Raw genomic sequence first — 21257 nt, 5'->3', positions numbered from 1 at the left:
CCTCAGACGATTCGCAGTTGATCGACCATGACGCACCGACGCAGGCGCACGAAGGTGCGCGCCGAGGTCACGCCCTCGCCGGTGGGTGTGGTGATGGTCATGGTGGTCCAGCCCTCCCCACCAAAGCCCAGGCCCGCAATGCACGGCCCGTTCTTGACGAAGATGCTGGTGTCGATGGCGTTGGCCATGCGATCGAGGTTTTCCAGATTGCGCGAGTGCATGGCAGCGGTGTGGTGGCAGCCACCTTCGAGCGTCACGGCCAACTCGATGGCGCGCTCGACGCTGGCGACCCGCACCATAGGCAGCACTGGCATCATCAGTTCGGTGACCGCAAACGGGTGCTCGGCACTGGTTTCCACCAACAGCAGACGCGTGTCGGCAGGCACTTGCAGGCCGATGGCGGCGGCGATCTTCGCCGCGTCGCGGCCGACCCAGTCGCGGGACACAGCACCACGGCCCTGGGCGTCGATCTTCGGCAGCAGCACCGGTAGCAGCTGCGCTGCCTGGGCCGCTGTCAGCTCCACCGCCTGATGCTTGAGCATCTCGGCCTTGAGACGGTCGGCCACGCTTTCGACGACGATCAGCACCTTCTCGTCGGCGCAGATGATGTTGTTGTCGAACGAGGCGCCAAACACGATGTCGCGCCCGGCGCGCGCCAGGTCGGCGGATTCGTCCACCACCACCGGCGGGTTGCCGGCACCGGCGGCGATCAGGCGTTTGTCGGTGTGCTTGCGCGCCGCCTCGACCACGGCCTCGCCACCGGTGACCACCAGCAGCCCGATGCCCGGATAACGGAACAGACGCTGCGCAGTTTCGATGTCCGGACTCTGTACGGTGGTGATCAGATTGGCCGGCGCGCCCGCTTCGACCAACGCTTCATTGAGCAGGCTGACCGTGCGCTGGGATACCCGTTTGGCCGCCGGGTGCGGGGCGAACACCACCGAGTTGCCGGCGGCGATCATGCTGATGGCGTTGTTGATCACCGTGGCCGCCGGGTTGGTCGACGGCGTCACCGAGGCGATCACGCCCCAGGCGGCATTCTCGATCAGGGTCAAGCCGTGGTCGCCGGTCAGCACCTGCGCCTGCAGGCATTCGGTACCCGGGGTATGACGAGCCTGGGCGATGTTCTTGGCGATCTTGTCGTCCACCCGGCCCATGCCGGTTTCTTCCACCGCCAGCTCCGCCAGTTCACGGGCATGGCGTTCACCGGCGCCGCGAATGGCGGCAACCGCGGTGTTGCGCATGGCGACCGAATGCAGAGCCTTTTGTGCGTGGCGAGCGGCCGCCACGGCGTCGTCGAGTTCGATGAAGACGCCCGGTGCACAACTGGCACCGGGCGCGGAGGCTGCAGCGGCCGTGGAGGTCGCCCCTATCGAGGCGAGTACCGCCTTGACTACCTGTTCGATTTCCTTCGGGTTGATATCCACGTCGTGCCTCACTCAAATTCAGGATGAATCCGTCCGCTCCGGCTGGACGGGGCCAGCGGAGAAGCCGTTTCGAAATTCGGGGTGCGCCGTCTTGGCGCGCTTACTTGCGGTAGAACACTTCGCCGTCCAGCACCGCCTCATCGACGATGCCGACCACGCACAGATCTATGGGCGCGCGCCCGTCGCTGCTGGCCTGCCGTGCGGAGCTCCCGCTGGCCAGCAGGACCCATTCGCCGTTGCCGGCGCCGATGGCATCGCTGGCGACCAGGCGCTCGCCGTCGGGTCGGCCTTCACCGTCCAGTCCCTGGACCAGTAACAACCGATCGAGCCCCAGGCCCGGATGCTTGACGGTGCAAACCACCTGCCCCACCACCATTGCCAGTTTCATTCGTCATTCCTTGCCATGCCGCTGGCCGGCGCCGCCCTGTATCGCAGGGACGGCTCCGGGGCGGCGAGGTGCATTCACCGATGGCGGAGCACCAACACGTTGGTACACCGCACACTCGGATCATCAATCCAGCGAACCACCGGTCAGCTTGATCGGGAAGACTTCTTCCAGGTCCGAATGCGGACGCGGAATCACCTGCACCGAAACCACCTCACCGACGCGCTGTGCCGCGGCGGCACCGGCATCAGTGGCGGCCTTGCACGCGGCGACGTCGCCACGCACCATCGCGGTGACCAGGCCACCACCGATCTGCTTGACCCCGACCAGCTTGACCCGGGCGGCCTTGACCATGGCGTCGGACGCTTCGATCAGCGCCACCAGGCCCTTGGTTTCAATCATGCCTAACGCTTCCATCACACTCTCCTCGAACAATCACCCTTGCGGGACTGCATCCGAGTGGCTGACCACTCGACTCACCCCCGGGACGGCGGGGGCCACCGTATGGCTCGAACCGGCCGCTCAGGCGACTCGGTTCACAGCAGCGGCTCCACCGCCCATCTTTCCGGCGAGCAGAACCATCTGAATCATTTCTTCCGTACTACAGCCACGGGACAGGTCGTGCAGCGCGGCGCGCATGCCCTGAAGCATCGGCCCGATGGCGCGATAGCCGCCCAGGCGCTGAGCGATCTTGTAGCCAATGTTGCCGGCCTCCAGGCTGGGGAAGACGAACACATTGGCCGCCCCCTGCAGCGGGCTGGAGGGCACCTTCAGGGCGGCGACCTGGGGCACGAAAGCCGCGTCGAACTGCAGTTCGCCATCCACACACAATTGCGGCGCGCGTTCGCGTACCAACGCGCACGCCGCGCGCACGGCCTCGGCATCGGGATGGCGGGCGCTGCCATGACTGGAGAAGGAGAGCATCGCCACCTTCGCCGGCTGGCCGGTCACCCGCTCGAAGCTGGCAGCCGAGCTGAGGGTGATATCCGCCAGCTGCTCCACCGTCGGCCGCGGGATCACGCCGCAATCGGCGAACGCCAGCGGCTGTCCGCCATCGGGCGGCAGCATGAAGAACACCGAAGACAGTGTGCGGTTACCCGGTTCCAGACCCACCACTCGCAGACCTGCGCGCAGCACATCGGCGGTGGAACTGAGATTGCCGGCAATGCACAGGTCGACCAGACCGGCCTCGAGCATGGCCGCGCCGAACCCAAGCGGTGAACGCAGCGACTCACACGCCTGCTCCGGGGTCAGCTTCGACTGCCGCTGCAACAAGGACTCGACAAAGGCATCGATCCTGGGCGAGTGCTCGGGGTCGAGCACGGGTACCTCGCCCAGACGCACGCCCTGCTCCAGGCAATAGCTGCGCAGGGCGAAGGGGTTGCCCAGGAGCAGTGGCTGTGCCAGCCCTTCGCGCTTGAGATACTGCGCCGCCTCGATGGCGCGGCGATCCAGGCCATCAGGGAATACCACCCGCGGTGGATCAAGCCGGGCGGCCCGGCGGCACTCGTCGAGCAGGCTCATGAGCGATCTCCTTGCAGGCGTTGCAGCAGCACTTCTCGACTGGGCCAAGGCTGGCCGCGCTGGTGCAGGACACTGAGCAGCATCGCCACATAGAGCGCACTGGAAAGCCGATTGAGTGCGTGCAGCAGATCCTTGCGCTGCAGTTGGTAGCCGGGTCCGATGAACACCTCGGCGGCACAGACCTCGACTTCGCGCACCTTGGCGCGCAACAGGTTGAGTTGTGCGCAGGCACGCCCGTGCGCCAGCTCCGGCACCAGATGGTCATGCCCGAGGTACTTCAGCGGCGCATGGGACAATCGGTGCAGCTCGCCATCATCGAGCCCGCCGATACTGAAACCAGGCAACGACTCACCCAGCACATCAGCGCGCATCACCTGGCCCAGCACCGAGCGCAGGTCACCCAGCCAGGCGACCAGTTCCTGAGGTTCGCGCAGCTCCACCTGCAACCACACCGCGAGGGCGATGGCCGCATCGAGCTGGGCGCGCAAGCGCAGGCGCGGATCGTTCTTGGCCACCAGCTCGCGGGCGTTCAGGTGGGTCATGCCCTCGGGCTTGTGCTCGGCCGGCTGGTGACACAGCTGGCAGCAGGCAACGACGCTTTCCGCCTGACCGGTCAGCCCGTGCACCGGCTCCGGCTCGGCGCCATCGCCGGCCTGGTTGTCGCGGAACAGGCGCCCTTGCTCGTCGTGGTACTTCACTGTCAGCCGGCGCGCCTCGATCAGCGCACGCGCCGCCGGGGTCAAGCGGGCGTCGGCCGGCAGGTGCAACTCGGTACCTTCGCTCAGGCCATGTCGCTCACGCAGCCAGGTCTCGGTGATGAAGGTGCTCATCGCCTCACTGCTCCTGCCAGTTGGCCGGCCAGGCCACATAGAGGAAGCGCACACGGGTCGGCGTACCGAACTCGATGCGGCTGCCCTTGGGAATGAACAGCAGGTCGCCGGGCCGGCCAACCAGGGTCTCGCCGTACTGACGAATGTGCAGCTCACCCTCGAGTACCAGGTCCACCTCGTCGTAGTTCAGCGTCCACGGGAAGAAAGCGTTTTCCCACTGCATGAAGCCGGCGCCCATGCTGCTGCCATCCTCGGTACCGACCACGTCGGTGATGCCGATCTGGCAACCGCCCTCGACGCCGTCGAGCAGGCCGAAACGCACGCTGTCGCCCTTCACCAGCTTGATGCCGCCAGCACCGGTGCGCGACTCGAATCCCGACGGTTCCGGACTCGCTGTCATGCCACCCGCCCGAGCCGCCTTGCGCACCAGTTGTTCAACCAGTGCCGCATCGGCATCGGCAGGAAGACGCTCCAGCACGGCTGCGCGGATGGCCGCAATCTGGTCCTCGCTGGCAAGCGCGGAATCGTTGACCGCCTCGGTGTCTTTCATGGCCGTACCATCCCCAGGCTGCACGGCCTCACCGGCGATGCGCTCGATGATCTCCAGCCCTGCTTCCTCGGCGATCATCCGCGCCTCGGGCGTCAGAATGCAGCGCGGCAGCTCGACTTCGAGCGAACGCTGCCCGGCGGCAATCGCCTCGCGCACGGAGCCCGCGGTAATCAGCTTTTTCATGGATACTTTTCCTCAAGCGGAGCGCGTCCGTGCAACACCTGGCGCAGACGCTCGATACTGGTGGGGTCGTCCTGGGCGACGCGCAGGATCTCGCCATGGATGCCGTGCCGCCGCATCAGGGACTCGGCCGCATCCGGGTCCGCGTCGGCCAGGTCGCACTTGCTGATCACACCGACCAGGCGCTTGCCCGAGTGAATGTCGAGCAGTCCCGGCGGCAAACGACACTCCGGCTCATTGGCCGGATGCACGTAGACCAGGGTGTCCACGTTGTCGGTGCTGGTAATCAAGGCCCGGTACAGCCGTGGATGACTGATGAACTCGCCGGGGGTATCCATCGCACCGCACAGGTCGAAGTCCAGGGCCTGGGTCTTGCGCGGCGTTTCGCGGCGGCCGCGCAGGGCGTTGAACAAAGTGGTCTTGCCCGCTCCCACGCCGCCGACCAGGGCATATCGATGGGTCTGCATGCTCAACTCCGGGTCACCGGGCAAATGGTGTAGGCGAGCAGGCGGTCGAGGTTGGCGCAGGTACGCTCCAGCGCTTCTTCCACCGCACCGACGCTGCCATAGAGGACCAGTGCGCCGCTGAAGCGATCGAGGAAGCCGATCTGCACATTGGCGGCCTTGGTGGCGAAATCACCCGCGATCATCGCCGTCTCGCCGGGGGTGAGCGTCATGATGCCGATGGCCTCGGCGCCAGGGACGCCGATCTTGCTCGACAGGTCTTCCTGCGGATGCGCAATCAGGTGTGCCAGGGTCACCTGCTTGCCTGGCACAAACTCCTGAATGATTCGTTCTCTGCTCATCGGGCGCACCTCTTGTCCATGAACAAAAGGCTAACCAAGGGGGGCAGACCAGCCCTATCGAAAATCGGCAAACTTTTCAGCGGATCGACAGAGTTCGAGTGAGCCATCGCGCCCATGGGCACGACCTGGGCGATTTCGTCGCAGCCCGCAATAGGTCGGCAAAGCCCCTGCCAGATGGGCTGGCGGCGAGTCGTCGGAAAGCGTTGGCACAGCGCAGCACGAGCCGTCGATCGCCGCTGCCCTTGCTCATCGCAGACCTTGATCGTATGGTTCGCCCCGTTTTCGTTCGAGGTAACGGGAAGCAGGTGAAAGACCTGCGCTGCCCCCGCAACGGTAACCGACGCGATCCTTCATGGATTGCAGCATCGCCAGTAGCCACTGCACGACTGTGGGAAGGCGGCGATGTGACGTCGGCAGCCCGGAGACCGCCCTCGACACGCCCCGACAGGTGTTGCGGAGGGCCGCACCGTCAAGTGCGGCCTGCCGCCCTTGCCACGCCCTCCTCGAAAGTCATCCGACCGCTTTTGAGGACGTTCCATGAAACTGACCCGACTCGCCCTGGCCACCAGCCTGCTGCCCGGCATGGCCTTCGCCACTGGCGACATCTACACGCTCTCCGACCAGGTGATCACCTCCGCGCGCCAGGCCCAGCCGCGCGCCGAAGCCACCTCGGCCAACAGCGTATTCACCCGTGCCGACATCGAACGCCTGCAGGTGCGCAGCGTCCCCGCCCTGCTCGCCCGCGTGCCCGGCGTGCAGATGGGCAGCTCCGGCGGCGTGGTCTCGTACTCCGTGCGTGGCACCAGCACCGCGCAGACCCTGGTGCTGGTGGACGGCCAACGTGTCGCCTCGGCCAGCAGCGGCATCGCCCGCCTGGACTACCTGAGCATCGACAGCATCGAGCGTGTCGAAGTGACCCGTGGCCCGCGTTCCGCGCTGTACGGCGCCGATGCCATCGGCGGCGTCATCCAGATATTCACCCGCCGCGGCGAAGCCGGCCTGCACCCGGAAGTGCGCCTGGCCGCCGGCAGCCACGGCACCTTCGAGCGCAGCCTGAGCCTCTCCGGCGGCGACGAACAGACCCGCTACAACCTGGGTGGCAGCCTGGACGAGAGCCAGGGCTGGGACCGCACCAGCGACAACGTTGGCGCCGACAACGACCACGATGCCCAGCGCAACAAGGCCGTGCACCTGAACCTGGACCATCGCTTCAGCGAGGACTGGAAGGCCGGCCTGAACCTCAACGACCAGCGTGGCAAGAACGAATACGACGACGCCTACAACTTCGAGCCGGGCTCGCCCCGCGACGAATTCCGCGTCAGCAGCTACAGCGCCTACCTCGACGGCCAGATCACCTCGATGTGGAACAGCCGCCTGGAGCTGGGTCGCAGCTACGACCGCAACAAGGCCGTGGGCGCCGCCGACAGCTGGAACAACGGCACGCTGGAAACCACCCGCCACTCGGCGAGCTGGCTCAACCGCCTGCAACTGGACGAAGCCAACCAGCTGGCCCTGGGCGCCGACTGGTACGAAGACAAGGTCGACGGCACCACCGATTTCGCCGAGGACCAGCGCAGCAACCGCGCCTTCTTCGCCCAGCACAGTTTCAAGGGCGACAGCTTCGGCACCGAGCTGGGCATCCGTCACGACAACAACCAGGCCTATGGCAGCCAGAACAGCTGGAACGCCGCCTTCAGCCTGCCGGTGGGCGACAGCCAGACCTGGATTGCCAGCTACGGCGAAGGCTTCCGCGCGCCGACCTTCAGCGACCTCTACTACCCCGGCGCGAGCAACCCGGACCTGAAGGCCGAGACCTCGAAGACCTACGAGCTGCAATGGCGCGGAGACTTCTCCGGCACACACCTGGAAGCCTCGCTGTACCGCACCGAGATCGACGACCTGATCGCCTGGGACAGCAGCAGCAACCAGCCGGAGAACATCAACAAGGCACGTATCAATGGCTTCGAGGCCAGCGTCGCCCGCGAGGTACTGGGCTGGCAGGCCGCGCTCGGCCTGAGCCTGATCGACCCGCGCGACCGCGACACCGGCCACACCCTGCCCTACCGCGCGCGCCGCACCCTGAGCCTGGACCTCGACCGCCAGTTCGGCGCCTTCGGTGTCGGCGGCACCTGGCGCGCGGTCAGCCAGCGCTACGACGACGCCAACACCCGCGAGCTGTCCGGCTACGGCGTGCTCGACCTGCGCACCAGTTGGTTGGCCAGCAATGAAATTCGCTTCGACCTGAAGCTGGATAACGCCCTGGATCGCAACTACACCCTGGGCGACTACCTGCGCCCGACCAGCCCGAGCGACTACATGGGCGAAGCCCGCCCCTACCGCGAACCGGGCCGCACCGCGCTGCTGGCGGTGACCTGGACGCCGGAGCTGTAACTCACGTCCGAGCCACCTGGCTCTTCGTAGGATGGCGTGGAGCGCAGCGATACCCATCGTGCCTGGCACTGCCAGCATGGGTATCGCCTAGGCTCCACCCATCCTACGGATCGAGGTTCACACATATGCCAGGAGCGCGACCAAGGGGCGCTCCTACCGGGAACCTCGGTGCTGGCGGCTGTTCGCGAGCAAGCTCGCTCCTACAGGGTTGGCGTGCAGGGATATCCCTGAGCTCCCCGGTTTGCTCATCGTAGGAGCGAGCTTGCTCGCGAACCCGCAAGGCAGCGGACTCAGACCAGGACGCCCGCCATCCGCCCAAGCTCCGCGCAGTCCTGCGCGTGCCAGTCGGTCAGCTCGGGCCAGGGGTTCTCTTGTAGATGGTCGGCCAGATTGACCAGCGCGCTGTGCGCGCCGGCGGCACGGGCGCAATCGAGATCGAAGCGGTAATCGCCGACCATCAGCATCCGCTGCGGCGCCACATCCCAGCGCGCGGCCAGGCGCAGCAGGCCGTCCGGGCTGGGCTTGGGGTCCGCCTCGCCACGGCCGAGAACATCCTCGGTGAGGAAGCAATCGCCGATGCCGATGGCGTCCAGTGTGATCAGCGCCAGCTCATGGGCATTGCGAGTGAGGATGCCGAGCCGGTAACCCGCGCCGTGCAGCGCGCGCACCAGTTCCACCGCGCCCGGCGCGGCCTTGGACGCCACCGCCAGCTCGCGCTCATGCTCCAGCAGCCAGGCGTGCTTGGCTGCTGCCTCATCTTCCGGCAACGCGGCCAGGTGGGTGAGGATGTCGTGTTCCTGGGGAATCCCCAGCGCCCGCTTGATCGCCGGGAAGTCGTGCACCGCCAGGGTCAGGGTGCCGTCCATGTCGAACACCCAGTGGCGAATCTCTCCCAGCGACAGGGCGAGCGTCATGCCCAGTCCTCGCGGCGGCGGATCAGGCCTTCCTGGGTCGAGGATGCGACCAGCTGGCCGTCACGGTTGAAGATGCTGCCGCGCACAAAGCCACGGCCGTTGCCGGCCCAGGGGCTGTCGATGGCGTAGAGCAGCCATTCGTCCGCACGCAGGTCGCGGTGGAACCACACGGAGTGGTCGATGGTGGCGACCTGCATGTCCTTCTGCCAGACCGAGCGGCCGTGGGGCAGCAGCGAGGTGGTGAGGAAACCGAAGTCCGAGGCGTAGGCGAGGATGTACTTGTGCAGTGCCGGGATGTCCGGCAGCTTGCCGTCAGCGCGCAGCCAGAGGTACTTGATCGGCTCGCCGACGGTGGGTTCGTAAGGGTCGTTCTGGGTGACCGGACGGATCTCGATGGGCTTGGGATAGAGCAGCTTGTCGCGGATGCGTTCTGGGAATTTCTCCGCGCCGGCCTTCTTCAGTTCCAGGTCGGTAGGCAGGTTCTCCGGGCCGACCACGTCGGGCATGGTGATCTGGTGCTCGAAGCCTTCCTCGTCGGTCTGGAACGAGGTGCTCAGGGCGAAGATCGGCTGGCCCTTCTGGATCGCGGTGACGCGGCGGGTACTGAAGGTGCCGCCGTCACGCACGCGATCGACCTGGTAGACGACCGGCTTGCTGGCATCACCCGGACGCAGGAAGTAACCGTGCATCGAATGCACGTGGCGCTCCGCCTCGACGGTCTGGCTGGCCGCCGACAGCGCCTGGCCGAGTACCTGCCCGCCGTACAGCTGGCGGAACCCGAGGTCCTGGCTCGTGCCGCGGAACAGGTTCTCTTCGATCTGTTCCAGGCTCAGCAGAGCCACCAGGTTGTCCAGGATCTGGGTCATGCGCGTTGTTTCCTCAATTGCGGTCTTGCTGAAGTGGGAGTCGGCGCGGCGCGCTGTAGGCGGGAAGGCTGGTGAGCCGTTCATCCCAGACCGCGCAGCCGATGGTGAAATGATAGAGGCTGACCGGGCAGTCCGAACTCCCGCCCAGCAGTTCTTCCAGCGCCGGATCGAAATAGCAGCCGATGCCGGTGCCGGAAATTCCCGCAGCCTCGGCTTCCAGGTAGAGCATTTGGCCGATCTGGCCGGCCTCCCAGTACAGGCGCGGATAAGTCCATGCCCCCTCGGCCAGCGCAGCGTCGAGATCGGCGAGCATGGCAAAGGCGACGCAGCCGTCACTGGCGATGTCCTGCCCGCAGGAGAGGAAAGCCGACAGCCCGCGCGCATCGCCGGACAGCAGGCGGTACAGCGGCAGGCCGCTTTCCTCCACGCTCTGCCACAGGTAGTCCTCGCGCAGCCCACCGGCGTCGCGGCCACTGCGGCCCAGCCAGTACAAGCCGGGTTCCAGGCCCTGGACGCGGTGGATGAACAGCAGCAGGTCGATGCGCGCCGGTTCGCCGGTACAGGCGAAGGGCACGGGCGAGCGCTCCGGCATCAGGCGGCGCAGCCAGGCATACAGCAGCTCGGCGTGAATGCCGCTGCGGCCGTCCATGGACTGCGCGCTGCGGCGGCGGTGGAGGATCGGGCGCAGCGGCAGGCCGGGGTTATCCACAGCCGCTTCCAGCTGCGACGCGGCCCATTCGCCAGCCGGCAACGCAGGCGCGCGGCACAGCGCGTGCACGCGCTCCAGCTCCGGCCAGTGGCGATAGTCCCGCGACAGGCGATTGGGCGTTCCGGCCAGCGGCAGTTCGGCGAGGCCCTTGAGCAGGTTGTTGGGCAGCGGGAATTCGGCGGGTTGTGCCGGGCCGATCCACAGCAGTGCGTCGGCGAACTCGTGCTCGCTGAAACCATCACGGTCGAGACCGATCAGCGCATCCAACCGTGCCTCTGCAACACCGCGCAACAGGCGCACTTCCCAGCCCTGGATCGCCGCGGCGATGCTCAGGCAGGCCAGCGCGTGGCCGAGGTCGTGATTGCAGTAGCGATAGGCGCGCTCGCCGTACTTCCAGGCCTCGCGCCAGGGGATGCTCGCCAGCGCCAGCAGGAAACCGCCAGCGGGCAGAGCGTGGTTCAGCTGTTCGGCCAGCGGCGTGGGCAGCTCGGCACGCACCTCCAGCACATGCTCGTCGGCGCTGTAATGAGCCAGCAGCGCGGCGTTATCCACAGCCCCGGCAGGCAGCAGCAGATAGGCCTCGGTCGGGTGCAGGTTGCCACTGGACGGATTGACCCGCAGCGCCCAGCGGTTGCCGCCCGCTTCCTTCCACGCCGAGATAGCCAGGCTGTCGTAGAGCAATTGCGAAACGCTGGCCAGATCAAGCGGCGCTGGCTGGCCGATGGGGCCGGCAAATGCTTCGTCATACCCCGGCGACTCTTCCTGCGGCCGATGCAGCAGCTCGACGCAACGCGCGCCGGCATAACGGCGGAAGGCAGCCGGCTGAGTCGCCCAGTCGAGCTGGCCGGGGCCGGGGGCGAAGCGCTCGGGGCGGTGGCTACTCAGTTGGTGAAAGGCGCGCACGCCCTCTTCCGGCGTCATGGGCGGCGAATCCGGTACAGCACATGCGGGCGCAGGGCGTGGCCTTCGGGCAGGCGCGGATGCTCGAAATCACCAGCCTCGTCACGCTGCATGCCCAGGCGCTGCATCAATCCTTGCGAGGGCAAGTTGGCCGGCACGGTGAAGGCCACGACCTCGTCCAGCTTCAACTGGTCGAATGCAAAGTCCAGCGCCGCACGGGCCGCTTCCAGCGCATAGCCCTGGCGCCAGTAGGCAACATTGAAGCGCCAGCCGATCTCCACCGCCGGGGTGAACGCCGCTTCGAAGGAGACCCGAGCCAACCCGAGTACGCCAATGAATGCTCCGTCACTGCGGCGCTCGACGATCCACTGACCGAAGCCCTGCTCATCGAAATGCTGGAGGATTCGCGCGGCCAGCAAATCGCTTTCCTCACGGCTCATGCAGGCAGGGAAATGGCGCATCACCTCGGCGTCGGCATTCAGCGCGGCGAAGGGCACCAGGTCGTCGTGGCGCCAGGGACGTAGCAGCAGGCGCTCGGTGGTCAGGCTGGGAAAATCCATGGGCGGCATCGCGGTTCATCAGAGAAGACCATGATACCCGTCCCCACGGCTGTAGGGCGCAATCCGTCAGACCAGGCGCAATCGATTCAGCACAAAGCACCTTCATCTGGTATTTTTCTCCTACCTTCGCTGTCGGTCACTGCCTTGACCGTGCTCACGCAGACAGCCGCGCCGCCATGGCGCACCTCAAAAAAGACCAAGGAACTCCCATGACGACCTCCACCACCGGACTGCAACGCAGTACGGCCCTGGTGCTTTTCGCATTGGCTGTCGGCGGCTTCGCCATCGGCACCACCGAATTCGCCACCATGAGCCTGCTGCCCTACTTCGCCCCGGCACTGGGCATCGATGCCCCGACCGCCGGTCATGTGATCAGCGCCTACGCCCTGGGCGTAGTCGTCGGTGCACCACTGCTGGCGGTGCTCGGCGCGCGCCTCCCGCGGCGCACCCTGCTGGTGCTGCTGATGGCGCTGTTCGCTGTCGGCAACGGCCTGAGCGCCCTGGCGCCGACCTACCACTGGATGCTGCTGTTCCGCTTCATCAGCGGTCTGCCCCACGGCGCCTATTTCGGCATCGCCGCGCTGGTCGCCGCCTCCATCGTGCCGCCGCACCGGCGCACCGTGGCGGTCGGGCGGATGTTCCTCGGCCTCACCGTCGCCACCATCATCGGCGTGCCGCTGGCCAACTGGCTGAGCCAGGCCGCGGGCTGGCGCTGGAGCTTCGCTCTGGTTGCCGCGCTGGGCGTGCTGACCATGATCTGCGTGCGCCTGCTGGCCCCCTACTCGCCCGCCGAGCCGAACTCCAGCCCGCTGCGCGAGCTGGGTGCGCTCAAGCGCGGGCAGGTCTGGCTGACCCTGGGCATCGGCGCCATCGGCTTCGGCGGCCTGTTCGCGGTGTACACCTACCTGGCCGATATCCTCGGCGCGGTGACCCACGTCTCGCCGAGCATCGTGCCGCTGGTGATGGCGGTGTTCGGTATCGGCATGACCCTGGGCAACCTGTTCATTCCGGTGCTCGCCGACCGTGCCGTGATGCCCACCGCCGGTGGACTGCTGGTGTGGAGCGCGGTGGTGCTGGCGATCTTCCCGTTCACTGCCGGGAACATCTGGACCATCTCGATCTGCGTGTTCTTCGTCGGCTTCGGCGGCGCCCTCGGCACCGTCCTGCAGACCCGCCTGATGGACGTCGCCGAGGACGCCCAGGGCCTGGCCGCGGCACTGAACCACTCGGCGTTCAACTTCGCCAACGCGCTGGGCCCGTACCTCGGCGGCCTGGCCCTGGCGGCGGGCTACGGCTGGACCTCGCCAGGCTGGGTCGGCAGCCTGCTGGCCATCGGCGGCTTCGTGCTGTGGTCGGTGTCGGTGGCTACCAGCCGCGGCGAACAGCGCAACGCAGCAGCCTCCAACGAAGGCTGATACGCGAGCTCGAATGCGATGTGGCCGGCGCAATGCCGGCCCTTTCGCCTGTGCGCCACGACGACGTACCCTGTGCAGCACATTCCCGATCCGCCGACGCCATGCCGCTGCCCCTGGTCTACCACGACGACTACAGTCCGCCCTTTCCGGACAACCATCGTTTTCCCATGGAGAAGTTCCGCCTGCTGCGCGACCACCTAGTGGACAGCGCCCTGGTGCAGGACGAGCAGCTGCTGCGCCCGGAACTCTGCCCTGTGGATATCCTCGCCCTGGCCCACGACCGCAACTATATCGAGCGCTATTGCAGCGGCGCGATGGAGCGCGAGGAACTTCGCCGCCTTGGCCTGCCCTGGACTGAAGCGCTGGCGAGGCGCACGGTGCGCGCAGTGGGTGGCTCGCTGCTGACGGCCGAACTGGCACTGCAGAACGGCCTGGCCTGCCACCTCGCCGGCGGCACGCACCACGCACACCACGACCACGCCTCGGGCTTCTGCATCTTCAACGACCTGGCAGTGATCAGCCTCTACCTGCTGGAAAGCGGCAAGGCCAACCGGGTGCTGATCTTCGACTGCGACGTGCACCAGGGCGACGGCACCGCGCGCATCCTGGAGAACGTACCGGATGCCGTGACCGTGTCTCTGCACTGCGAGAAGAACTTCCCCGCGCGCAAGGCGCAGAGCGACTGGGACATTCCCCTGCCACTGCACCTGGGTGACGCGGAGTACCTGAAGGTGGTGCAGGAAGCGCTGGACTACCTGTTGCCGCTGTACCAGCCGGACATCGTGCTCTATGACGCCGGCGTGGATGTGCACAAGGACGACGCCCTGGGTTACCTGCAACTCACCGACGCGGGACTGGCGGCGCGGGACGAGCACGTCATCCGCCGCTGCCTGTCCAGCGATATCCCAGTGGTGGGCGTGATCGGCGGTGGCTACGACAAGGACCGCCAGGCGCTGGCCCGGCGCCATGGCATCCTGCACCACAGCGCCGCGCGGGTGGCGCGCGAGTTTCAGTTGGCCCGGTAACGCGAGTTGTTGGTGTCCATTCGCGTGGGCAGGCGCTGCTGCTCCCAGCGCGCCAGTTCATGGGCGGAGAACCCCAGCAGCGCGGCAGCCCGCGGGCGGCACTCGTCGCCGTAACTCCTCTCGCAAAAGCGCATCACCTGCTCGGGCACATGGTGCTGCAGCAGTTCCTGGGCGCGCAGCGGCCCCGCGAATTGCAGGTAACGCGGCAACAGGCGGCTCCAGTTGGTGAAGACATAGAGGTTGTGCAGGGCGATCTGTATCGACAGCAGCTCCAGTACCCGCTGTTCGAACTTGACCTTCGAACCCTGCAGGTTCTTGTTCAGGCGCACCACCATATGGGCCACCGCCTCGTTGAGGAGGGTGCGGATCTCCTCGCTGGGCAGGCTACGGATGACAATGTCGAGGCCATTCACCCGGACGCGGGTGTCGCTGCCCTCCACCCACAGGTGGGCCTCATGAGAGCGAAGGTAATCACGGACTTTCATCGACAGTCGGACCAAGGTTGCAAGAGGCCCGCATGCTGATGGATTCACAAAAGCGCCAACATCGGCGCAATCCCGATCCCCTGTAGGAATTCTCGTAACCCCTATCCATCATGGCTTGGAGCCCCGCTGTGCGGCTTTTCCACGATAACTGTGAGGCGGCCTGTGGATAAGCTGCGGAAAAACGCCTGCCGCGCCCAACGACACAGGCTCCGCGAGAACTGGACAAAAAATGAGCAACCGGCGCGCCGCACCGCTGCGCTAGAATTGCGGCCTTTCCCGCCCTCCTTCGCCTGGCCTCCTGCATGACCGATCTCCGCCCGCTCGCCTCCCGTACCACGATTGTCATCGGCGGCGGCCCCGCTGGCCTCATGGCGGCCGAAGTCCTGGCTGGCGCCGGCGTGCAGGTACAGCTGTTCGATGCCATGCCCTCGGTCGGGCGCAAGTTCCTGCTGGCTGGCGTGGGCGGCATGAACATCACCCACTCCGAGGAGCGCGAACCCTTCCTGTCGCGCTACGGCCAGCGCGCGCCGAGCCTCGCGCCGCTAATCGACGCCTTCGACAACCAGGCGCTGTGCGCGTGGATTCATGGCCTGGGGATCGAGACCTTCGTCGGCACCTCCGGCCGCGTCTTCCCCACCGACATGAAGGCCGCGCCGCTGCTGCGCGCCTGGCTCAAACGCCTGCGCGAAGCCGGCGTGGTTATCCACACCCGCCACCGCTGGCTGGGCTGGGACGCCGAGGGCGCGCTGCTGATCGACGGGCCGGAAGGCCAGCGTAGCCTGACGGCCGATGCCACTGTGCTGGCCCTCGGGGGCGGCAGCTGGCAGCGCCTGGGCTCGGACGGCGCCTGGGTGCCGCTGCTGGCCGAACGCGCGGTGGATATCTCGCCACTGCGCCCGGCCAACTGCGGCTTCGAGGTGGCCGGCTGGAGCGAGTTCTTCCGCGACAAGTTCGCTGGCGCGCCGGTCAAGCCGGTGGCGCTTTCGCTGCCCGGGGGAACGCCACGCCAGGGGGAGTTCGTGGTCACAGCCGGCGGCATCGAGGGCAGCCTGGTCTACGCGCTGTCCTCCGGCATCCGCGAGTCCATCGAGCAGACCGGCAGCGCCACCGTGCACCTGGACCTGCTGCCCAGCCGCAGCCTGGAGCAGGTCGCCAAGGCTGTCGCGCAGCCGCGCGGCTCCAAGTCCATGGCCAACCACCTGCGCGGCCGACTCGGCCTGGACGGCGTGCGCGCCGGACTGTTGCGCGAGTTGTCCACAGCCGCCGACTACGCTGATCCGCAGCGCCTCGCCGAACGGATCAAGGCACTCCCGCTGACCGTGGTGCGCACCCGCCCGCTGGATGAAGCCATCAGCAGCGCCGGCGGGGTGACCTTCGAGGCACTGGACGAGCACCTGATGCTCAAGGTGCTGCCGGGCGTGTTCTGCGCCGGCGAGATGCTCGACTGGGAAGCGCCCACCGGGGGCTATCTGCTCACCGCCTGCTTCGCCAGCGGCCGTACGTCCGGATTGGGCGCGCTGAAGTGGCTCGAAGCCCAAGGCTGAGCGCTGCACTTTATGGAACGACAGTGCTAGATTCTCGACTCCCACCCAGGAGTCGCCTGCATGCCGCTGACCTTTCGCCGCGCCCGCCCCGATGATGTCGACGCCGCCATCCCGCTGATCTACAGCTCCGGCCCCGACGCCTTCGACTACGCCTTCGCCCGCCCCGGCCGCAACAGCGCCCAGGACTTCCTGCGCTACGCCTTCGTCCAGGGTGGCGGCCAGTTCGGCTGGCGCCAGCACTGGGTCGGCGAACAGGACGGCCAGGTGGTGGCGGCCGGCACGGTGTTCGGCGGCGAGGCGAACCTGGGCTACCTACTGGCGGCTACGCGGCAGATCCTCGGCTACTTCGGACTGGGATCGGCGGGGGTGATACGCCGTGGCCTGCAACTGGAGAAGATCATCTGCCCGCCGCCGCGCCGGACGCTGTACCTCGCGCATCTGGGCGTCACGCCGACGCTGCGCGGCGAAGGCCTGGGCAGCCAGCTGATCGATCACTTCCTGCAAATGGGTCGCGACGCCAACCTGCCCATTGCGGCGCTGGACGTTTCGGTGGCCAACCCCAAGGCCCAGGCGCTCTATGAACGCCTGGGTTTCAGCGTGCAGGTAGAGCGCGTCTCGACCCTGCCGGGCGTTTCCAGCCACCGCTACATGCAGCGCCAGCTCTGAGGTAGACTCCCGGCCAGCCGCCCGCCAGAGGCGACCGGCCCGCGTTGAGGGCACCGTCGAAAAGCCTGCTCACGACTTACCAGGAAGGTTGCCCATGAGCACTGCCAGCGTTGAACTGAAAGTCTTCGTCCCCGCCCGCGATTTCACGCTCTCCCAACAGTTCTATAAGGAGCTGGGATTCCTCTCGCCGTGGAACTCCGAGGAACTCGCCTACTTCCACCATGGCGACCACTGCGCCTTCCTGCTGCAGAACTACTACGTCAAGGAATTCGCCGAGAACCTGATGCTGCACCTGCTGGTGGAGGATGCCGACGCCTGGTACGCGAAGGTCCGCGACTCCGGCCTCGCCGAGCGCTATGGCGTGCGCCTCGGTGCACTGGAAGACCAGCCGTGGAAGATGCGCGACTTCACCCTGCACGACCCGAGCGGCGTGCTCTGGCGGATCGGGCATAACCTCGACTGAGATGTGTCGCGGGTGGTGCTCGTCGGGTACTGCAGTGTACTGGGTTGACCCTCGATCCCTCTCCCCTGCCCTCTCCCTGAAGGGAGAGGGGGCTTGTCCGTGCCGAGCGAGATTAGATTTCAGCCGGCTACCCTATGCTAGCCGGCTGACTCCGGAACACCCGACTCTGCCCAACGGTTCCCTCTCCCTTCAGGGAGAGGGTTAGGGAGAGGGGCGAAGCCCGGCCGAACCCCCCGGGTGACTGGGAGTAAGCAAGATCGCTCCTACAGTGATGCCGCTACTTCAGGTACCAGCCCCAGGGCTGATCGGAGACATACTCGGTCACCTGCTTCACCTCCAGGTAGTTCTCCAGCCCCCACACGCCCAGCTCGCGGCCGATGCCACTCTGCTTCATGCCACCCCAGGGCGCCTGGGTGAAGGTGGGCTGCGAGCAGTTGACCCAGACGATCCCCGCGCGCAGCCCGTCGGCTACCCGCGCGGCGCGTTGCGGATCACCCGACATCACCGCGCCGGCCAGGCCGAAGCGGCTGTCGTTGGCCAGGCGCAGGGCCTCGGCCTCGGTCTTGAAGCGCTTCACACAGAGCACCGGGCCGAAGATTTCCTCGCGCCAGATCAGCGCGTCCTCGGCCGGTTCGTCGAAGATCGCCGGCTCGATGAACCAACCCTGCTCCAGCCCCGCCGGGCGCTTGCCACCGGTGAGCAACCGGGCGCCGCCCGCGCGGCCTTTTTCGACGAAGCCGAGTACCTTTTCGTGCTGTCCCTGGCTGACCAGCGGCCCCAGCAGCACGCCCGGCTGCAGGCCGTCACCGATGGTGATGGCGCGGGTCGCTTCCACCAGCCGCTCGATCAGGCGCGGGGCGATGCCCTCCTGCACCAGCAGGCGCGAGGTGGCGCTGCATACCTGCCCCTGGTTCCAGAAGATGCCGAACAGGATCCACTCCACCGCCGCCTCGACATCGCTGTCGTCGAAGACGATGAAGGCCGATTTGCCGCCCAGCTCCAGGCTGACGTTCTTGATGTCCTGGGCCGCCGCCGACATGATCCGTGAGCCGGTCGGCACGCTGCCAGTGAAGGCCAGCTTGTCCACGCCCGGATGCTGGCTCAGCGGCCTGCCGGCCTCTGCGCCGAGGCCGGGCAATACATTGAGTACGCCCGCTGGCAGGCCCACGGCGTCCGCCGCGGCGGCCAGTTCCAGGGCGCTCAGTGGTGTCAACTCGGATGGTTTGAGCACGCAGGTCGCACCCGCCGCCAGGGCTGGCGCGACCTTCCAGGCCGCCATCAGCAGCGGGTAGTTCCAGGGAATGATCTGCCCGGCCACACCCACCGGCTCCTGGCGGATGCGGCAGCGGAAGCGCTCGTCGGGCAGCGCCAGGACCTGGTCCTGGCGCTCGTCCAGTTCCCGCGCCAGGTCGGCGTAGTAGCGGAAGCAGCCGATAGCGTCAGCCACGTCCCACTGCGCCTCGGGCAGCGGCTTGCCGTTGTCGCGCACTTCCAGTTCGGCCAGGGTGTCCTGGTTGCGCGCAAGCTCCTCGGCCAGCGCCTCCAGCCATTCGGCGCGCTCGCTGCCGCGGCTCTGCCCCCAGCCGCGATTGAACGCGGTACGCGCCGCGCGCACGGCATGGTCGACGTCTTCCTCGGTCGCCGCCGGCACTTCGCGCAGCGGCTGGCCGGTGGCGGGGTCGAAGCTGGTGAAGCGACCGCCCAGGTCCGGCCTGACCCACTGCCCGTTGATGTAGAGCTGGTCACGCATGCTCGCGTCTCCTTGAAGTCGGCCCTCAGGCGGCCTGAACGCCGGTGCGGCGGTTCTGCAGGTAGCGGGAGGTGAACAGCAGCGCCAGCGAGGCGCAGATGATCACCGTGGAGATGGCGTTGATCTCCGGCGTGATGCCGCGACGGATCGACGAGAAGATGTAGATCGGCAGCGTGGTCTCGGAGCCGGCGACGAAGAAGGCGATGATGAAATCGTCGAAGCTGAAGGTGAACGCCAGCAGGAAGCCCGCCAGGATCGCCGGGGCAATCTGCGGCAGGGTCACGCGCCAGAAGGTGTCCAGCGGTGGCGCATAGAGGTCGGCGGAAGCTTCCAGCAGCGACTTGTCCATGGCTTCGACGCGGGTGCGGACGATCACCATCACCAGCGCCATGGTAAACAGCGAGTGCGCCGCCACCACGGTGCCGAAGCCCATGTTGAGTTTCGGCAGGCCGATGTCCAGCAGCGCCAGCAGCGGGTTCACCACGTCGAACAGGGTGATGAAGGCGATCAGCGTCGCAATGCCGATGACGATGCCCGGCACGATGATCGCGCAGTAGGTCAGCGCGTCGAACAGCAGGCGCACGCGCTTGCCCACGCGTTGCAGGCCGAACACCGCAAGGGTGCCGAACAGTGTGGCGATCAGCGCCGAGCAGAAGGCGATCAGCGCGCTGTTGCCCAGCGCTTCCATGATGAACGGGTTGCCGAAGGCACGACCGAACCACTGCACCGAGCAGCACTGGAAGCTCAGCCCGCTGCGCCCGGCGTTGAAGGCGAAGAGCATGATCAGCGCGATGGGCGCGTAGAGGAACAGGTAGACCGAGGTGGAGTAACTGCGCAGCCACATCTCAGAGCACTCCGTCGTTGCGTGAGCCGCCGTAGCGCGCCACGAGTTTCAGGTAGACGCCGATGATCACCAGCATCATCGCCACCAGGGTCATCGCCACCGCGCTGCCGAAGGGCCAGTTGCGCGATTGCAGGAACAGGTCGACCAGCGCGTTGCCGACGAAGAACACCTTGCCGCCGCCGAGGATCGCCGGGATCAGGAACTCGCCCATGAGCAGGATGAACACCAGCATCACCCCGGTGATCACCCCCGGCGCGGACAGCGGCAGGGTGATCCGGCGGAAGGTCTCGAAGGCACTCGCGCCGAGGTCACCGGAAGCTTCCAGCAGGCGCTTGTCGAGTTTTTCCAGGGTCACGTAGATGGGGAACACCATCAGCGGCAGGTAGCCGTAGACGATGCCGATCAGCACCGCGTACGGCGTGTTGATCAGGCGCACGTCGGCGATGCCGAAGCTCTCCAGCAGTGCCGGAATGCCTTTGCCGCTGAGGATGAAGATCCAGGCGTAGGTGCGGATCAGGAAGCTGGTCCAGAACGGCACGATCACCAGGGTCAGCAGCAGCGACTTGTTGCGCCGCACCTTCACCGCCAGGAAGTAGGCCAGCGGGTAGGCTGCCAGCAGGCACGCGAGAGTGCCCAGCGGCGCCAGGGTCAGGGTGTTCCAGAAGGCCTGGGCGCGGGAACCGAGGTTCAGGTAGTTCTCCAGCGTCAGCCCGCCGCCGTAGCCGCCCACGGCGCTGCGCTCGCCGAAGCTGAAGACCAGGATGATCACCAGCGGCATCAGCAGAAGCAGCAGGAACCACAGGGTGGACGGCAGGAGCAGCAGGAGCGTGACGCGCCGGCCGAGGCTTTTCGCACGCGAGACCGTGGGTGTCGCCTGGGTCTGCGGCAACGGGGCGCTGACAGCGATGTTCATGTTCGATTCCCTACGCATGGAATTACGCAGCTCCCCTGTAGGAGCGAGCTTGCTCGCGAACGCTTCTCCCGTCAGCTCGGAGGCTGGGCGGGTTCGCGAGCGAGCTCGCTC

At 66.8% G+C, this 21257-nt stretch carries 22 protein-coding genes and 1 riboswitch; of the genes, 6 read left to right on the top strand and 16 right to left on the bottom strand.

Features of this window, described 5'->3' with window-relative positions; all coding sequences use genetic code 11:
- Positions 1–2: 2 nt before the first annotated feature.
- From FAS41_RS02995 to eutS, 8 genes are all read right to left on the bottom strand, one after another.
- Entirely contained in the window at positions 3–1427 is a 1425-nt protein-coding gene (locus FAS41_RS02995; protein WP_218939099.1) for an aldehyde dehydrogenase family protein, read from the bottom strand.
- A gap of 100 nt (positions 1428–1527) precedes the next feature.
- Positions 1528–1815: an ethanolamine utilization microcompartment protein EutN gene (eutN, locus tag FAS41_RS02990; RefSeq protein WP_138520178.1), complete on the bottom strand. Its 288-nt coding sequence runs from the start codon at positions 1813–1815 to the stop codon at positions 1528–1530.
- Positions 1816–1938: 123 nt separating this feature from the next.
- Positions 1939–2229, bottom strand: a complete 291-nt coding sequence (eutM, locus tag FAS41_RS02985) for an ethanolamine utilization microcompartment protein EutM (RefSeq protein WP_138520177.1) — start codon at positions 2227–2229, stop codon at positions 1939–1941.
- A 105-nt stretch (positions 2230–2334) separates the two neighbouring features.
- On the bottom strand, positions 2335–3336 hold the full coding sequence (locus FAS41_RS02980) for a phosphate acetyltransferase (protein WP_138520176.1): 1002 nt from the start codon (positions 3334–3336) through the stop codon (positions 2335–2337).
- Entirely contained in the window at positions 3333–4166 is an 834-nt protein-coding gene (gene eutT, locus FAS41_RS02975; RefSeq protein WP_138520175.1) for an ethanolamine utilization cob(I)yrinic acid a,c-diamide adenosyltransferase EutT, read from the bottom strand. Before eutT ends, FAS41_RS02980 begins: the two co-directional genes overlap by 4 nt.
- A gap of 4 nt (positions 4167–4170) precedes the next feature.
- Complete coding sequence (eutQ, locus tag FAS41_RS02970; protein WP_138520174.1) at positions 4171–4899, bottom strand: ethanolamine utilization acetate kinase EutQ; 729 nt, start codon at positions 4897–4899, stop codon at positions 4171–4173.
- A complete protein-coding gene (locus tag FAS41_RS02965) occupies positions 4896–5363 on the bottom strand; it encodes a EutP/PduV family microcompartment system protein (protein ID WP_138520173.1) in 468 nt (155 codons plus the stop codon). The genes eutQ and FAS41_RS02965 overlap by 4 nt, the downstream gene beginning before the upstream one ends.
- A gap of 2 nt (positions 5364–5365) precedes the next feature.
- On the bottom strand, positions 5366–5701 hold the full coding sequence (gene eutS / locus FAS41_RS02960) for an ethanolamine utilization microcompartment protein EutS (RefSeq protein ID WP_138520172.1): 336 nt from the start codon (positions 5699–5701) through the stop codon (positions 5366–5368).
- A 254-nt stretch (positions 5702–5955) separates the two neighbouring features.
- A riboswitch (cobalamin riboswitch) is annotated at positions 5956–6148 on the top strand.
- 90 nt (positions 6149–6238) lie between these two features.
- On the opposite strand from eutS, the gene FAS41_RS02955 reads away from it, so the two are divergent.
- Positions 6239–8092 carry a TonB-dependent receptor domain-containing protein gene (locus FAS41_RS02955; RefSeq protein WP_138520171.1) on the top strand — a complete coding sequence of 618 codons (1854 nt, stop codon included), beginning with the start codon at positions 6239–6241 and terminating at the stop codon, positions 8090–8092.
- Between the two features lie 290 nt (positions 8093–8382).
- On the opposite strand, the gene FAS41_RS02950 is transcribed toward FAS41_RS02955, so the two are convergent.
- Genes FAS41_RS02950 through FAS41_RS02935 form a run of 4 tightly spaced genes read right to left on the bottom strand, consistent with a single transcriptional unit; the run spans position 8383 to position 12041 of the window.
- The gene (locus FAS41_RS02950) at positions 8383–8994 is read right to left on the bottom strand and encodes an HAD family hydrolase (protein WP_138520327.1); all 612 of its coding nucleotides are present in this window, start codon (positions 8992–8994) and stop codon (positions 8383–8385) included.
- An 8-nt stretch (positions 8995–9002) separates the two neighbouring features.
- Positions 9003–9872, bottom strand: coding sequence for an acyl-CoA thioesterase II (gene tesB / locus FAS41_RS02945; RefSeq protein ID WP_138520170.1), 870 nt, complete (start codon positions 9870–9872; stop codon positions 9003–9005).
- A gap of 13 nt (positions 9873–9885) precedes the next feature.
- Positions 9886–11502, bottom strand: coding sequence for a nitroreductase family protein (locus FAS41_RS02940; protein ID WP_138520169.1), 1617 nt, complete (start codon positions 11500–11502; stop codon positions 9886–9888).
- Positions 11499–12041, bottom strand: coding sequence for a GNAT family N-acetyltransferase (locus FAS41_RS02935; RefSeq protein ID WP_138520168.1), 543 nt, complete (start codon positions 12039–12041; stop codon positions 11499–11501). The genes FAS41_RS02940 and FAS41_RS02935 overlap by 4 nt, the downstream gene beginning before the upstream one ends.
- 209 nt (positions 12042–12250) lie before the next feature.
- Between FAS41_RS02935 and FAS41_RS02930 the strand changes: the two genes are divergently transcribed.
- Together FAS41_RS02930 and FAS41_RS02925 are read left to right on the top strand one after the other, a co-directional pair.
- Positions 12251–13456, top strand: a complete 1206-nt coding sequence (locus FAS41_RS02930; RefSeq protein WP_138520167.1) for an MFS transporter — start codon at positions 12251–12253, stop codon at positions 13454–13456.
- Between the two features lie 101 nt (positions 13457–13557).
- Positions 13558–14481: a histone deacetylase family protein gene (locus FAS41_RS02925; protein ID WP_138520166.1), complete on the top strand. Its 924-nt coding sequence runs from the start codon at positions 13558–13560 to the stop codon at positions 14479–14481.
- On the opposite strand, the gene FAS41_RS02920 is transcribed toward FAS41_RS02925, so the two are convergent.
- Positions 14466–14966, bottom strand: a complete 501-nt coding sequence (locus tag FAS41_RS02920; RefSeq protein ID WP_171049423.1) for a hypothetical protein — start codon at positions 14964–14966, stop codon at positions 14466–14468. The two genes, FAS41_RS02925 and FAS41_RS02920, sit on opposite strands and share 16 nt — an antisense overlap.
- 302 nt (positions 14967–15268) lie before the next feature.
- Here FAS41_RS02920 and FAS41_RS02915 point away from each other — a divergent pair, with 302 nt between their 5' ends.
- From FAS41_RS02915 to FAS41_RS02905, 3 genes are all read left to right on the top strand, one after another.
- The gene (locus FAS41_RS02915; RefSeq protein WP_138520165.1) at positions 15269–16510 is read left to right on the top strand and encodes a TIGR03862 family flavoprotein; all 1242 of its coding nucleotides are present in this window, start codon (positions 15269–15271) and stop codon (positions 16508–16510) included.
- A gap of 60 nt (positions 16511–16570) precedes the next feature.
- On the top strand, positions 16571–17176 hold the full coding sequence (locus tag FAS41_RS02910; RefSeq protein ID WP_138520164.1) for a GNAT family N-acetyltransferase: 606 nt from the start codon (positions 16571–16573) through the stop codon (positions 17174–17176).
- Between the two features lie 94 nt (positions 17177–17270).
- On the top strand, positions 17271–17639 hold the full coding sequence (locus FAS41_RS02905) for a VOC family protein (RefSeq protein WP_138520163.1): 369 nt from the start codon (positions 17271–17273) through the stop codon (positions 17637–17639).
- Positions 17640–17916: 277 nt separating this feature from the next.
- On the opposite strand, the gene FAS41_RS02900 is transcribed toward FAS41_RS02905, so the two are convergent.
- Genes FAS41_RS02900 through FAS41_RS02890 form a run of 3 tightly spaced genes read right to left on the bottom strand, consistent with a single transcriptional unit; the run spans position 17917 to position 21146 of the window.
- Positions 17917–19389 (bottom strand): aldehyde dehydrogenase family protein, encoded by a 1473-nt coding sequence (locus FAS41_RS02900; RefSeq protein ID WP_138520162.1) that lies wholly within the window; start codon positions 19387–19389, stop codon positions 17917–17919.
- Positions 19390–19414: 25 nt separating this feature from the next.
- On the bottom strand, positions 19415–20233 hold the full coding sequence (locus FAS41_RS02895) for an ABC transporter permease (RefSeq protein WP_024764643.1): 819 nt from the start codon (positions 20231–20233) through the stop codon (positions 19415–19417).
- 1 nt (position 20234) lies between these two features.
- Complete coding sequence (locus FAS41_RS02890) at positions 20235–21146, bottom strand: ABC transporter permease (RefSeq protein WP_138520161.1); 912 nt, start codon at positions 21144–21146, stop codon at positions 20235–20237.
- Positions 21147–21257: the final 111 nt, after the last annotated feature.

The organism is Pseudomonas nicosulfuronedens (genome assembly GCF_005877905.1).
Taxonomy (GTDB): domain Bacteria; phylum Pseudomonadota; class Gammaproteobacteria; order Pseudomonadales; family Pseudomonadaceae; genus Pseudomonas; species Pseudomonas nicosulfuronedens.
Note: the sequence above shows the minus strand (reverse complement) of the source record. Positions and strands in the feature narration are given on the sequence as shown.